The organism is Pseudomonadales bacterium (assembly GCA_041395665.1).
Taxonomy (GTDB): Bacteria; Pseudomonadota; Gammaproteobacteria; order Pseudomonadales; family UBA7239; genus UBA7239.
In genome coordinates, this window is record JAWLAB010000002.1 from 17,138 (window position 1) to 31,838 (window position 14,701).

Genomic DNA, 14,701 nt, shown 5'->3' on the forward strand with positions numbered 1-14,701 from the left:
GCAATCGCACAGGCGATCGCACAGCAAGCCCCGCCAAACCACGGAGCCCATCGTGATGAGCAACCTGAACACCTCTTTTACCCACCACGGCTCGCGCACAAAACTGCTGCGCGGTCTGCTTATTATTTTCGCCAGCCTCTCACTGTTCGCACTGAACGGCTGTACAAGTGGCTCAAGTAGCAGCAGTAGCGGCGGCCGTTACGCACTGGATCAAGACGGCATGCCCGATGATGGCCGTATCCTCGATCCAGACAACATCCCCGATGCTGTGCCGAAACTGGAGCCACGCACCGCCGCTGGCAACAAATCGCCCTACACCGTACTCGGCGAAACTTATCAGGTGATGCCAGAGAGCAACGGCTATAGCGCCGTGGGCAAAGTGTCGTGGTACGGCAAAAAATTCCACGGCTACAAAACATCCAACGGTGAAATTTATGACTTGTACAAAATGACCGCCGCTCACCGTACATTGCCCATTCCTAGCTATGTACGCGTGACGAATCTCGCCAATAACCGCACAGCGATAGTGCGCGTCAATGATCGTGGACCATTTCACTCCGAGCGCATCATGGATCTCTCTTACGCTGCCGCCGTGAAGCTCGACATCGTACGCAGCGGCACAGCCAGAGTGCGGCTCGAAGCCATCGACCCATCCAATTATCGACAAGCCTCGCATGAAGCCGCGCAAGACCACTTACCCAATACAGGCAAAAAACTACCCACTGTTGCCCCCAAAATAAGTAGCAACTCACACGATATTCCACAGAAAACACCCGCTGCACACACCGATACCTATTTACAAGCCGGTGCATTTCGTCAACAAGATTCTGCACTCGCACTGCGCGACCAATTGATTCAGTTGACAGGAAAACCCGTCAGCGTGGACAACATCGGCGGCTATTTCAAAGTGCGTATCGGCCCCTTAGATCCTAGCGAAACACACAACATCAGCGAATTATTGATGCAGCGTAATCTGCCAAAACCGCAAGTGGTTTATTTTTAACACCTGCATTATTTTTCATTTTTTTGCTCTCACATCATGCACACCTCTGCACACCTACACCACGATGTTTTAGTGATCGGCAGCGGCGCTGCTGGTTTAACGCTAGCGCTGCACTTAGCGGATAAAGGCAGCGTTGCTGTTATCAGCAAAGGCAAAATGCAGGACGGCTCGACGCGCTATGCGCAAGGCGGCATTGCTGCGGTATTAGACAGTAACGATTCCACCGCCGCGCATATCGCCGACACACTCGTCGCTGGTGCTGGCTTGTGCAACGAAGATGCCGTGCGTTTTACCGTGGAAAACGGGCGAGACAGCATTCAATGGTTGATTGATATTGGTGTGGATTTCACGCGCGAACCCGGCGGCACGGAGTTTCACCTCACACGCGAAGGTGGCCACAGCACGCGGCGCATTATTCACAGCGCGGATGCCACAGGGCGCGCAGTGTCTAGCACGCTCACGGAGCAAGCGTTGGCGCAAAAAAATATCCACATTTTTGAAAATCATTTAGCGATTGATTTGATTGTACAGGCCGATGCCGTGAGCGGAAAAATGCGCTGCACAGGTGCGTATGTTTTTGATAGCGACAACAACACAGTCAAAGTGATACACGCGCGTTTTGTGGTGCTCGCCACCGGCGGTGCCAGCAAGGTATATCTATACACCAGCAACCCCGACAGCGCATCCGGCGATGGCATTGCGATGGCGTGGCGCGCAGGTTGCCGCGTTGCGAATATGGAATTCAATCAATTCCATCCCACTTGTTTATTTCACCCTAAAGCCAAATCTTTATTGATGACGGAGGCATTGCGCGGCGAAGGTGCGCATCTCAAATTACCTTCTGGCGAACGCTTTATGGCGCGTTTTGATGAACGCATGGAATTGGCACCGCGCGACATCGTGGCGCGTGCTATCGATCACGAAATGAAACGCCTCGGTATTGATTTTGTGCTGCTCGATATCAGTCACAAACCGGCAGATTTTATTCGCGAACATTTCCCCACCGTGTATGAAAACTGTTTGCAATACGGCATCGACATCACCCGCGAAGCGATTCCCGTTGTACCCGCCGCACACTACACCTGCGGTGGTGTAGTTGTTGATAAACACGGTCGTACCGATCTCAGCAATTTGTACGCCATCGGTGAAACTTCTTGCACGGGTTTGCACGGCGCAAATCGCATGGCGAGCAATTCGCTGCTGGAATGTTTTGTTTACGCGCGTTCTGCGGCACACGATATTGCGCAACGCTGGGAAAAAGTGAGCGCACCGAGCCATGCACCAGCTTGGGATGCTTCACGCGTTATTGACTCTGATGAGGCAGTAGTCATTTCACACAACTGGGACGAGCTGCGCCGTTTCATGTGGGACTATGTCGGCATTGTGCGCAGTTGTAAACGCTTACAGCGCGCGTTGAATCGCGTCGAAGTGTTACAGCGCGAAATTTTGGAGTACTACTCCAACTACCGCGTGAGCAGTGATTTTCTGGAGCTGCGCAATCTCGCCATTGTCGCAAAATTGATTATTCGTTCAGCGATGTCGCGCCGCGAAAGTCGCGGCTTGCATTACAACATCGACTATCCAGAAACCAGTGCGATTGCGCGCGACACGATTTTGGTGCCGACTAATTTTGCCGCGCAGGATGTGCGTTTAGATTGAACGCACCAACACTTATCCGCGACGGCTGCGGATGAGATTTATTATGTGTGCAATATCGGATTCAGCTGGTTTAGCGTGCCCTAACATCCACGCCAGTAAATCCTGATCTTCCATCGTAAGCAGTTTTACATAAGCATCTTGATCGGCTGCCGACAGCGTTTGGAAATATTGGTCCGCAAACGGCACTAATACCAAATCCAATTCCAGCAACCCGCGCCGACTGTGCCAACGCACACGCTGAAAATTATGTTCACTCGTCATTGCGACGCGCTCCCGAAAGTTTTTTAATGCTCACATTATACCTTTCGGATTTACTCCCATGCCTGCCGCAGCCAATACCCTCACTCAACATGCCGACTTTAACGCACTGGCGAATAACAGCGTTGTCAGCCAGTTGGATGGCAACTACGGCGTACTCAGCATACAAGGCATCGATAGCGCAAAATTTCTGCAAGGCCAGCTCACCTGCAATGTACAAGAAGTCACCGCACAGCAAGCCAGACGCGGCGCGCACTGCACGCACAAAGGTCGCATGGTTGCGAGTTTTTATTTATTGCAAATCAGCGAGCAGCATTATTTGTTTGTACTGCCGCTAGAAACACTGAGCGCGCTGCAAAAATCATTACAAAAATATATCGTTTTTTCTAAAGCCAAATTAAGCGATGCAACGAACGAATACATTCTGCGCGGTATCAGCGGCGAGAATGCAGCGAAAAAAATCACCGATATTTTTGGCGCAGCGCCCACTGCCGCACTCGCACAAATCAGCCATGAAAATGGCACAGCCATTTGTATAGACAGCCATCCAGCGCGTTTTCTTTGCATTATTCCATCTGCCTCACAAACACAGTTTGACGAAGCATTGTCTGCATCACTCACCAGCGATGCCCATTACTGGAATTGGCTAGACATTGCCTCAGGCCTCGGCACCGTGCGTGCAGACACGATTGAAGAATTCATTCCACAAATGCTGAACTTGCAAGTGTTGGATGGCGTTAGCTTCACCAAGGGCTGTTACACAGGACAAGAAATTGTCGCGCGCATGCAGTATCGCGGCATTTTGAAAAAAGCAATGTATCGTATTGGCGGTGCAGGTGTAACACCGATACCTAATACCGCCATTTTTCAAGCAGAAAATACGCAAGCAGTGGGACATATTGTCTGCGCAGAAAACAGCAACAGCACACAGTGGCAAGCACTTGCTGTTATCAATCATGACGCTATTGAACACACACTCACTCTTGAAAACAGCAGCGACATTGCTGTATTGCCGCTACCTTATTCCATCACGGAAAAATAAAACCAGAAAACACAAAACTGGAGGCACACAATGGCTACAACAGTCGGTTTGATCGGTTTAGGTCGCATGGGTGGCAATATGGCACGGCGCTGGCGACAACAAGGCGTTAATGTCATTGCTTTGAATCGCAGCCGCAGCGTGACGGACGCACTCGCGCAAGAATGCGGCGTAGTTGCAACTACTTCTATCGAACAACTGATTGCACAATTGCCTTCGCCGCGCATTGTTTGGCTGATGCTGCCAGCCGGTGACGCCACGCAACAACATATCGACAGTGTGTTGCCGCTACTTTCTGCAGGTGATGTGTTAGTTGATGGTGCCAATTCTTGGTTCAAACACACGCTGCAACGCGCAGAGCAAATCCAAAAAACGGGCGTACATTTTGTGGATGCCGGTGTATCCGGTGGCGTGTGGGGTTTAGCCAATGGCTACTGCATCATGGCGGGCGGTGAAAAAACTGCCATCAATATTGTCACGCCTTTATTACAAACTTTAGCGCCCGCTGTAGATCGCGGTTGGCTGCACACGGGGCCTACTGGCAGCGGACATTTCACCAAAATGGTTCACAACGGCATTGAGTACGGCATGATGCAAGCGTTTGCCGAAGGCTTTTCCGTATTAAAAGCGCGCGAAGAGTTTTCGCTCGATATTGCTGCGATTGCTGAATTGTGGCGACACAGCAGCGTGGTGCGCAGTTGGTTATTGGATTTGTGTGGCGATTTTCTAAAACACGATCAACAACTCGATGACATTGCACCCATCGTTGCCGATTCTGGCGAAGGTCGTTGGACAGCGCTAGAAGCCATTGAACAAGGCATTCCAGCACCCGTGATGAGCCTCGCATTAATGATGCGTTTTGCTAGCCAAGGCAAAAGTGATTTTGGCGAAAAAATGCTGGTAAAAATGCGCGCAGGTTTTGGCGGTCACGCCATCACGCATCAAGCGGAAAAGTAATTATTAGCAGCAGCGCGGCAATATCAGGATCGTCTGCATCAGTGACAGCCAATAAACCATCCTGAGCAATGGCGATCCCTTCAATTTTGTGAATTTCTTGCAGTATTTCACAGCGAAGCAATTCACCGCACGCTGTGATTTCGCCAATCGCTGTGCCCATGCAAGCACCGTCGTTGTAGCTGTCGTTGGTCGCTTCTGCTACTGCAGAAAATAAAATATTTCCGTTTGATAACAACGCGCCATCGGTAAAAGTTAAAGGCACATCATTTATTTTTGGCAAAGACACAGGAATCATTTGTGGCGGTTTTTTCGCAAAGACAGCAGCATCACTTGTCAAAAAATCTTCCAAAGAAACAATAAGTAATGCACTGCCCTGCTGTTGATTGCCGCGCTGCAACAGCACCATATTTTCACAGCACACCACCGCGCCTTCGATATTGCAGTCTGCCAATGACAGAGCTGCATACAGAGGTGCCAAATTCAAAATAATTGCTGTATTCGACAACGCAGTCTGTTCATCAAACGGCAGTAACACAGCCTGTTGACTGTTTGTTGAACCTGCCACACCAACAAAGCGCCGAAAGGATAATCCACACCAGGCCACAACAGCAGAGATTCAAAATCTGGTTTTGCTGCTTTGCGCGCTTTTTCTCGGCGGCATTCCACTACAAACGCAGTGGCTGAAAATATTCCGTCATCCAAACGAAACATGCCAAGGTGCAGCGCGTCCGCCACTACATAAAAATATTGCCCCTGTATCACTAAACCACTCGCTGCACTGAGCGGCAAGCTGCGAACGACTTGCGCTGCAATCAATTGCCACACCTCTTTTCGTTCGGCCCACTTCTGCGAGTAGAATACAGGCTCCATCACCCCAACGGATGACGCCATGCGCGATTTCTGGCAAATACTGCCGATGAATGGATATGACGCATACAGAAACCGGAGACATATGAATTCCATTACATTATCCCTGAGTAAATCAGTGCTCTACCTAACCTTGCTGTTTGTTTCACTTACGGCAATTTATCTCGATCTTTTGTCAATAATGAGGCTGTAGGTAGCTATCTTGATTTTCATTTTTTACCGAACAGGCTAAAAAAATGCTGGAATCCGGACTGCTGTATGAAAGAGTATCACTCTACGGCCCTGGAGCACATACAGTACCCTCCACTGTATGGCACTCTGCTAGCTGCAGGTCTGCAACAGGGCTATCTGTGCAACCCTCAACCACATTGGATGGCTGTTACAAATTCTCTGTTGGTTTGCAGCATTTATTGTCACCTATCGCTGCAGCAAAGTCTCATCCAACCATTACTCATGGATGCTCATTAGCATTATCTGTACATACTGTTTGCCAATGACTACTTCCGCCAAAATGCTTACCGCCTACAACTCGAACCCTATATCCTTTTGATGCTTTCGCTAGCATTTCAGATTTCATCAAAAACAAAGACTTTCGATGTGGCTTTTGGATCGGAATAACCGCCGCATTAAGTATACACATTGTTCATGCTTCCTCTTTTTATATTATCCGGACGATGGCGCTCTTTAGCTGGTGCCTGTCTTGGTGTTGCCTGTACTCTTGCATTAACCCTACCGATGCTTGAATGGAGTGAACACACTTTCTACTTTTTAAGCGTGTTCCCGTACTAATGCAGGAAGGTGTTTCCAACTCAGAAAATATTTCTATTACATGTTAATCCCTTATACGATGACTCTGCCCCAACATCCGACCAGACTTCCCTCAATTATTCACACACACGGCAATTGTTCTTCTAGCCATAACCGCAGCACGCATGTTAACACCAGAATACAAATGATCCTATCGGAGTAAGCATAGATTTTGCTGCCATCTTCTCCATCATGCTGATTTACATGCCAAACTTCTGGTGGAACTATCAAATACTTAATTTATTGCCTGGCACCATTGCCATCTGTTTAGCTTGTCGAATTACCGACGATACTTTTTCCTTTATTGCTCTTAGCTGCCATGCTAGTAGTACAGATAGTTATTACCATTCCGGAGCTTTGGCACAAAATTTTCCGATATCGCTTTTGATTGGCTTGGCGACCACTTTATTATCGTACGCGGATCAATCCAAATTTTTCTTGCACTTGCCATCTTATCTTCACAGCTAATACATACAGATGCAGATCGTCATCAGCAACCACAAAAAAATAGCGCTCCAACACCACCAAGCCACTCGCTGCACTGAGCGGCAACGAACGCAACACTTGAGACTTGAGCACACAGACCTCCTTTGATTGAATGTTTTAACGCTATCTACAGGTAGAATGCTACTTTCTATCGAACACACGAGACCGCTCCCATGCGTAATTTCTGGATTGCCCCGTCCATTCTCTCCGCTGACTTTGCACGCCTCGGCGAGGAAGTCGACAAAGTATTAGCCGCTGGTGCCGATGTGGTGCATTTTGATGTGATGGACAACCACTATGTGCCCAACCTCACCATCGGCCCGATGGTGTGCAAAGCGCTGCGCAATTATGGCGTGACTGCACCCATCGATGTGCATTTAATGGTGAAGCCCGTTGATCGCATCATCGGTGATTTTATTGAAGCGGGTGCGAGCTATATTACTTTTCACCCAGAAGCCTCCGAACACATCGACCGCTCGTTGCAATTAGTGCGCAGCGGTGGCTGCAAAGCGGGCTTAGTACTGAATCCAGCCACTTCACCCGACTGCTTGAAATATGTGATGGATAAACTCGACATGATTTTATTGATGTCGGTAAACCCAGGCTTCGGCGGACAATCATTTATTCCAACCACACTGGAAAAATTGCGCGAAGTGCGCGCACTGATCGACAACAGCGGCTTTGATATTCGTTTGGAAGTGGACGGCGGTGTGAGCGAAAAAAATATCGCAGAAATCGCGCAAGCGGGTGCGGATACTTTTGTCGCCGGCTCTGCCATTTTTAGCAAACCCGACTACAAAACCGTGATCGATGCCATGCGCACAGCATTGGCGGCTATTTGAGGAGAACAAAACATGAAAGCGATCAAACCCTACAGTGAAAAACAGGAAAAATTTGGCACTTGGCTGATTAAAAATATCGGCAAGTGGCAGGTTGCCGTGTACCGCGCCACAGGTGGTCGTGTGTGGAATCGGTTTCTAGGTGCCCCCGTGGCCATTCTCACCAGCACCGGACATAAATCCGACGCAATTCGACGCACGCCCTTGTTATTTTTAGAGCAGGGCGAAACCGTAGTGATTGCAGCATCAAAGGGTGGTATGTCTAAAGCACCGTTATGGATGCATAACCTAAAGAAAACGCCCACTTGTGAAATTCAAATCGGCTCGCGCAACCGTCCGATGATTGCACGCATCGCCACTGAAACAGAAGGAAAAGATCTGTGGCCCAAACTAACCAATATCTACGCGGATTTCGCCGAATACCGCGCTCGTACCGAAGGTGTGCGCCATATTCCCTTGTTTATTCTTGAACCACGCTAACTGGTCAATCAATCACCAATCGGCACAAACCACCACCGTGATCCTCACCCCACCACTGCAAACTCACAGGATCGACAGCGCGCGGCAAATGCACAAATAACTGCCGCTGCGCCAACGACAACCATTGCACAGGCAGTAGCAGCGACCAATCACTGAAACGCACTTCACGCAGCGCGATATTCCAGCCTGCAATATGTGTTTGCGCGGCAAAAGCTGTGCCGTAATACTGAATAGCCCCTTGCTGATCCGCTAAATAGATTTTGGCGATTTTTTCTGTATTGCCTAAATCTTCTTGTAGAATGTAATCGACAAAAGTATTGCGCGTTGTCGGGGTTTGACGCACAAGATGCGCGCTGCACACCACATCTGTTGGCACAACAGATGTTCGCAACTGGTAATAAATATCCATCTGCTGCGCACGCAGATACTCGCGGCTGTTTTCCAGTGTCGCCGGCAAACTGCGCAACACATCCTCACGCAAGCGCGACAGATGCTGCATATTGCCATTCAACGCCACAACCTTGGCCATCTCCATTTTATTGGCGTAATTTCCTAGTAAAGCCCAAGCTGACAAGCTAACAGCCAATATCCCCGCAACCATCAAAACAACAATGGCAGAAAGAAAGCTTTTGTTTGTTTCTAGCAACTTTAAACCAGAGAAAAACCACAGCGGTGCGATATACATATAAAAGCGGGACACATCAGCATCTAGCCCCATCCATTTATAACGACCAACAGCAATCACACCCGCCACTGAAAAAAATAAAATCAAAATACAGTCAGACAAATTGCCGTTACGAGTAATCAAACAGCGCCATGCACTATGCCCAGCAGAAATAGCAATCAAGATACCAAGCCAGCGGAAGTCGCCGAAAGCACTAAAGGGAAAAGCCAAATACTGCAGTAACAAATTAGGTGCATGCCAAAAAAAAGAATTATGTTTCTGTATGATTTGACTGGCATCAGCCTCTGGAATCAGCAACCAAACCATCAACAATATAAAAACACCTAAACTAGCTACAACTGATGTCGATGGCCTCTCTCCTTTCAGCCATTGCGCCAACAAAAAGAATAGAAAAGCGGCAATTGCGGCGATACCTGAGCCAGAAGAAAATGATGAGAGCATCAAAAACAAGCATGACAGCCATAGTTTTTTTGGCGATTCCCAAATCACCATAAATGCCGTCAACGCAAAAAATACAGACAGATAGTGCTGAAGCTGAAATTCCCAATTAATCACATATGCTTGCAGTGGATTAAAAAACAACAATAACGCGAGCACTGTGCAGGCGATGGGTCGTTGAAAATCATGCAGCGCGATACGCCACAAACACCACGAGCAAGTGAAAGACACCACAAAAGAAGCGACGCGGATAAAGCGCCCAGACGCGCCAAACCACGCAAATCAATCCAGAAGAATAATTTTGGTACCGCGAAAATATGTACCAACGCGTATTTACGCAGCAGTTCTTGGGCAATGCCGGCAGCGAAAACTTAACTCACCGAGCTGACGAAATGCAGGCAGCGTGTCCCACATTTCGCCGAAATGCCATCGCTGTGCGCCAGCCACTGCCAATAAACAGGGCCAGCAGCCAACCAAACAACCGCAAAGACTTGCTTAAAGCAGTAGCGGCAGTTTGCGCAGAACGACTCCCTGTCTCACTGCGCTGCATCATGTCCACTTTATGCTCGTAATGTTTGCCGTCATAAATTGCTGCACGGCCTGTAAATCTTTTGGCAATACCGTGCAGCGTTCTTCGCGCGCAAACAAATCACTCATGTGTTCGATGGCAGTGGCGGATCTTGCGAGTAGCCTGCTTTGCGCACCGCTTCTGGGAATTTCGCCGGATGCGCCGTCGCTAATGTAATCACCGGCAAATCTTTGCTGCTGCGACACTGGCGCGCCGCTTGCACACCGATGGCGGAATGCGGATCCAGCAGATATTCACTTTCCGCCAATACTTGCGCGATGGTTTGGCAAGTTTGCTCGTCATTCACCGCCAAACTGGCAAACAATTCGCGCGCTTTAGCGAAACGGTTGGCATCAATCGACACCGCACCGTTTTTGAAATCGTCCATCAATTGTGCAATCGCCGCGCCATCGCGATCGTGCAATTCAAACAACATGCGCTCAAAGTTGCTGGAGATCATGATGTCCATGCTGGGTGACAGCGTGTGCATCAATTCCGTTTTCTCTAAACGATTGCCACTCATGAAACGATGCAAAATATCGTTGCGATTAGTAGCGATAATCAACCGCTCTATCGGCAACCCCATACGCTTGGCAACATAGCCGGCAAAAATATCGCCGAAGTTGCCCGTCGGTCCGGAAAATTGCATCGCGCGATGCGGCGCACCTAATTGCACAGCAGCATAAAAGTAATACACCACTTGCGCCATGATGCGCGCCCAGTTAATCGAGTTCACTGCAACCAGTGGCTTACCCTTTAAGAAAGATTGATCGGCAAACGAATCTTTCACCATCTGCTGACAATCATCAAAATTGCCTTGCACTGCGATGTTGTGAATATTGGGCGCGAGCACGGTTGTCATCTGTTTGCGCTGCACATCCGACACGCGCTGATGCGGATGCAAAATAAAAATATCGATATTGTCGCAACGGCGGCAACCTTCAATCGCCGCTGAACCGGTATCACCGGAAGTCGCACCCATAATTACTACGCGCTCTTTGCGTTTGGCTAACACCGCATCCAGTAAACGACCGAGCAATTGCAACGCCACATCTTTAAAGGCCAGCGTGGGGCCGTGAAATAATTCCAACACCCATTCATTGCTATTGAGCTGCACCAAGGGTGTTACAGCGGGATGACGAAATGTGGTGTAGGTGTCGCGAATAATGGCTTCCAACTCTGCTTGTGGAATGCAGCCAGCAACGAAAGGCGAAATGACTTTGATCGCAACTTCGCTGTAAGGCAGACCACTCCACGAAGCAATTTCTGCGGCAGAAAATTGCGGATAAGTTTCCGGCACATACAAACCGCCATCGAAAGCCAAACCGGTCAACAATACTTCTTCAAAATTGAGCGCAGGCGCTTGGCCGCGCGTACTGATGTATTTCATCTCAAGTTCCCAATGTTTCTACGCGCAGTTTTACAACTTTTTCCGCCACAAAATCTTTAGTTTCGATATCGGCGATCACGCTGTTGATCGCTTTTTCTTGCACCACATTCGTGATCAACACGATGCTCACTTGTGTACTGCCGCGCTGCGGTTCTTTTTGAATAATTGCTTCGATACTGACACCTGCGTTGCTCAATAATTGCGTAACAGCCGACATCACCCCTGGCTTATCCATCACCACCACACGCAAGTAATACGCGGATTGCACTTCATCTATCGGCAAAATATGGCGCGCTTTGATGGCTGAAGGCACAAAGCCCATGTACGGCACAGGCAAGTGGTGTTCGTATTTAGTTTTGTCATGTGAGATAGCTCTTGCCACATCAACAATATCGGCAATCACGGCTGATGCCGTAGGCTCACCGCCCGCACCCGCGCCGTTGTACAGCGTAGGACCGACAGCATCGCCCATCACCATCACGGCATTTTTCGCACCACTCACTTGCGCCATCAAACTATCGTCTGGCACCAGCGTTGGATTGACACGCAACTCCACGCCTTTTTCGGTTTCGCGCGCGATACCTAAATGCTTAATGCTGTATCCCAATTCACTCGCTGAACGAATATCTTCTTGCGTAATGTTTGTGATGCCTTCGGTGTAAATTTTTTTAATTTCCAGCGGCATGCCAAACGCGATAGATGCGAGTATCACCAATTTATGCGCGGCGTCGATGCCTTCCACATCAAAAGTGGGATCTGCCTCGGCGTAACCTAAACGCTGCGCTTCTTTCAACACATCGGCAAACGCGCTGCCCTTGGTGCTCATCTCGGTGAGAATAAAATTGGTGGTGCCGTTGATGATGCCCGCGAGCCACTCGATGCGATTGGCGACCAAACCATCGCGCAAGGCTTTGATGATAGGAATGCCACCTGCCACTGCCGCTTCGTACGCAACCGCAACTTGTTTTTCTGCCGCCGCAGCAAAAATTTCTGCGCCGTGATGTGCAATTAATGCCTTGTTCGCAGTGACGACATGTTTGCCGTTAGCGATGGCTTTCAACACCAAATCGCGCGCCACATCCGTGCCGCCAATCAATTCGACAATGATGTCGACTTTGGGATCTTCCAACACCGCAAAAATATCGCGGCTCAGCGTGACATTTGAAGTATCGCAACCTTCGCGGTCGCGGCGCGCACCCACATGCACAATGTTCACTTCACAGCCCGCGCGCGCATTGATCAGCGCAGCATTGCGTTGCATCACATTCAAAACGCCGCCACCCACGGTGCCGAGGCCACACAGACCCACAGTTACTTTTTTCACGATAAAACCTCACAACAGGAACCGCGCATTGTAGCGCAGGGCAGTCGGCGAGGCTGTGTTCAGTGCGCCATTTAGCGAGAGACTGGTCGCTTAGCGAGCTTGCGTTGCAGGGTGCGGCGATGCATACCAAGTGCGCGCGCGGTGGCAGAAATGTTTTGCTCGTGCTCCGCCAATACCCGTTGAATGTGCTCCCACTCCAAGCGATCCACCGAGAGCGGATTTTCCGCCAGCGGCGTTTCTTCGTTGGCGGAGGGATGCAAAAGCGCGTGCAAAATGCTGTCAGTGTCCGCAGGCTTGCACAGGTAGTTCACCGCGCCGAGTTTCACCGCCTGCACCGCCGTTTGAATACTGGCGTAGCCGGTCAAGATCAAAATCTGCATGGCAGGATTGGCTTGTAGTAGCAGCGGAATCAGCGGCAGGCTGGATTCCTGCGCCAATTTCAAATCCAGAATGGCGTGCGAGAAATGCTGCTTCGTGATGCACTGCTGTGCCGCCGCCACATCTGCCGCCCACTGCACGCGATGGCCGCGCCGCGTTAACGAGCGCTGTAACACGCTGGCAAATACTTCGTCGTCCTCCACCAATAGGATGTCCAACGCATCACTCATACCGCACTTCCCATCAACGGCAACACGATGCGCGTCAGCGTGCCTCCCTCAGGGCGCGTTTGCAGAGACAGCGTGCCGCCCGCGCGCTCCAAACTGGCGTGCGATAACAACAAGCCCAGCCCCATGCCTTTCTCGCTGGCTTTAACCTGTGCGCGTTTGCTGGTGATGCGCTCATCGATGCCGGGGCCGTCATCGGCAATCTCAATGCGCAAAGCCTGCTCATCCCACTGCACTTGCACCTGTAACTGGCTGCCCGCATCCGCCGCGTTGTTCAGCACATTGATCACCGCCTGCTCCACCACCAAAGACCACGCCACACGGCAGGGCTCGCCCGCTTGCACGGTAAATGCCGCCTGTGCTTCCGGCCGCAATAACTGCCAATTGCGCAGTAATCGCTCCACCCATTCTGCGATGGGCTGCCAGCGTTCACCGCCGCGCTGATGCTCACGCGCGGTATCTGCCAATTGTTGTAACGATTGCTGACAGCGTGCCACTTGCTCTGCCATCAACTGTAAATCCGCAGCTAGCGCCGCATCCTGCGCGTACTCGCTTTTTAGATCACCCAACAGCACAGCGAGGCTAGACAAAGGCGTACCCATTTCATGCGCCGTACTCGCTGCCAGCGTCGCCACAGTGAGGATGTTTTCATCCATCAACTGCTGTTCACGCAGACGGTTGATCGCTTCGCGTTGGCGGCGCACCGTCGCAGCAATCGAAGTCACAAAATAAGTGATCAACACTGCGCTGATGCCGACATTGAGCCACATGCCCATCACATGCAGACTCATACCGCTGTCTGCATGACCGCGATGCTCAGGCATCGTCATTGTCATGGGCGACAGCGCCTGCAGCGGCATGTAATAAAACATCAGCAGGCCGGAAGCCAGCAGGCAGAACGCCGTTAGCAGCGCCGTGAAATGGCGCGGCAGTGTCGCCGCCGCCAGCGCAATTGGCACTAAAAAATAAGAGACAAACGGATTGGTCGCGCCGCCTGCGACATACAGCAAACCTGCCAACACGGCGCAATCAATAAACAACTGCAGCAAAAATTCGCGCTCATCCGGCATCTGCCCGCACTGTAAAAACCGTCGCAAGCGCCAGTGCCCAACCAGCCACACTAAACCGCTTATCACCAGCAAGCCAAACAGCACACGGAATTGCACCACACTGAGCCATTGCCTCCCCAGTAGCAGGCTAACCAACTGCGCCAGCCACACCAACGCACGCAACACTTGCAACTGCTGCAAAGAGTCGGTGGTATCGGGTGTAGAAGAAGATTGCGGAAAAAGCATA

The 14,701-nt window shown here is 50.3% G+C and carries 14 protein-coding genes and 1 pseudogene; 6 read left to right on the forward strand and 9 right to left on the reverse strand.

The features are described 5' to 3' along the window. Positions 1 to 55 precede the first annotated feature (55 nt). Together R3E63_02475 and nadB are read left to right on the forward strand one after the other, a co-directional pair. Positions 56 to 1,003, forward strand: a complete 948-nt coding sequence (locus tag R3E63_02475; protein ID MEZ5538828.1) for a septal ring lytic transglycosylase RlpA family protein — start codon at positions 56 to 58, stop codon at positions 1,001 to 1,003. 36 nt (positions 1,004 to 1,039) lie between these two features. Next, positions 1,040 to 2,662: an L-aspartate oxidase gene (gene nadB / locus R3E63_02480; GenBank protein ID MEZ5538829.1), complete on the forward strand. Its 1,623-nt coding sequence runs from the start codon at positions 1,040 to 1,042 to the stop codon at positions 2,660 to 2,662. Between the two features lie 12 nt (positions 2,663 to 2,674). Here nadB and R3E63_02485 read toward each other — a convergent pair whose 3' ends face one another. Beyond that, complete coding sequence (locus R3E63_02485; protein ID MEZ5538830.1) at positions 2,675 to 2,923, reverse strand: succinate dehydrogenase assembly factor 2; 249 nt, start codon at positions 2,921 to 2,923, stop codon at positions 2,675 to 2,677. A gap of 37 nt (positions 2,924 to 2,960) precedes the next feature. Between R3E63_02485 and R3E63_02490 the strand changes: the two genes are divergently transcribed. After that, complete coding sequence (locus R3E63_02490) at positions 2,961 to 3,962, forward strand: folate-binding protein (GenBank protein ID MEZ5538831.1); 1,002 nt, start codon at positions 2,961 to 2,963, stop codon at positions 3,960 to 3,962. 30 nt (positions 3,963 to 3,992) lie between these two features. Next, positions 3,993 to 4,916 carry a decarboxylating 6-phosphogluconate dehydrogenase gene (gene gnd / locus R3E63_02495; protein MEZ5538832.1) on the forward strand — a complete coding sequence of 308 codons (924 nt, stop codon included), beginning with the start codon at positions 3,993 to 3,995 and terminating at the stop codon, positions 4,914 to 4,916. Here gnd and R3E63_02500 read toward each other — a convergent pair. The 3 genes from R3E63_02500 to R3E63_02510 form a co-directional block, all read right to left on the reverse strand. Beyond that, the gene (locus R3E63_02500; protein MEZ5538833.1) at positions 4,894 to 5,481 is read right to left on the reverse strand and encodes a hypothetical protein; all 588 of its coding nucleotides are present in this window, start codon (positions 5,479 to 5,481) and stop codon (positions 4,894 to 4,896) included. The two genes, gnd and R3E63_02500, sit on opposite strands and share 23 nt — an antisense overlap. Next, entirely contained in the window at positions 5,397 to 5,807 is a 411-nt protein-coding gene (locus R3E63_02505; protein MEZ5538834.1) for a hypothetical protein, read from the reverse strand. Before R3E63_02505 ends, R3E63_02500 begins: the two co-directional genes overlap by 85 nt. 1,191 nt (positions 5,808 to 6,998) lie before the next feature. Next, the gene (locus R3E63_02510; GenBank protein MEZ5538835.1) at positions 6,999 to 7,169 is read right to left on the reverse strand and encodes a hypothetical protein; all 171 of its coding nucleotides are present in this window, start codon (positions 7,167 to 7,169) and stop codon (positions 6,999 to 7,001) included. Between the two features lie 80 nt (positions 7,170 to 7,249). Between R3E63_02510 and rpe the strand changes: the two genes are divergently transcribed. Both rpe and R3E63_02520 read left to right on the forward strand, forming a co-directional pair. Further along, complete coding sequence (gene rpe, locus R3E63_02515; GenBank protein ID MEZ5538836.1) at positions 7,250 to 7,918, forward strand: ribulose-phosphate 3-epimerase; 669 nt, start codon at positions 7,250 to 7,252, stop codon at positions 7,916 to 7,918. A gap of 12 nt (positions 7,919 to 7,930) precedes the next feature. Beyond that, positions 7,931 to 8,395: a nitroreductase/quinone reductase family protein gene (locus R3E63_02520; GenBank protein ID MEZ5538837.1), complete on the forward strand. Its 465-nt coding sequence runs from the start codon at positions 7,931 to 7,933 to the stop codon at positions 8,393 to 8,395. 4 nt (positions 8,396 to 8,399) lie between these two features. Here R3E63_02520 and R3E63_02525 read toward each other — a convergent pair whose 3' ends face one another. From R3E63_02525 to R3E63_02545, 5 genes and pseudogenes are all read right to left on the reverse strand, one after another. Continuing rightward, positions 8,400 to 9,749 carry a hypothetical protein gene (locus R3E63_02525; GenBank protein MEZ5538838.1) on the reverse strand — a complete coding sequence of 450 codons (1,350 nt, stop codon included), beginning with the start codon at positions 9,747 to 9,749 and terminating at the stop codon, positions 8,400 to 8,402. A gap of 318 nt (positions 9,750 to 10,067) precedes the next feature. After that, positions 10,068 to 11,476 (reverse strand): annotated as a pseudogene (gene thrC / locus R3E63_02530) (threonine synthase). A gap of 1 nt (position 11,477) precedes the next feature. Further along, complete coding sequence (locus R3E63_02535) at positions 11,478 to 12,800, reverse strand: homoserine dehydrogenase (protein ID MEZ5538839.1); 1,323 nt, start codon at positions 12,798 to 12,800, stop codon at positions 11,478 to 11,480. Positions 12,801 to 12,871: 71 nt separating this feature from the next. Beyond that, positions 12,872 to 13,408, reverse strand: coding sequence for a response regulator transcription factor (locus tag R3E63_02540; protein MEZ5538840.1), 537 nt, complete (start codon positions 13,406 to 13,408; stop codon positions 12,872 to 12,874). After that, positions 13,405 to 14,700 carry an ATP-binding protein gene (locus R3E63_02545; protein ID MEZ5538841.1) on the reverse strand — a complete coding sequence of 432 codons (1,296 nt, stop codon included), beginning with the start codon at positions 14,698 to 14,700 and terminating at the stop codon, positions 13,405 to 13,407. The genes R3E63_02540 and R3E63_02545 overlap by 4 nt, the downstream gene beginning before the upstream one ends. Position 14,701: the final 1 nt, after the last annotated feature.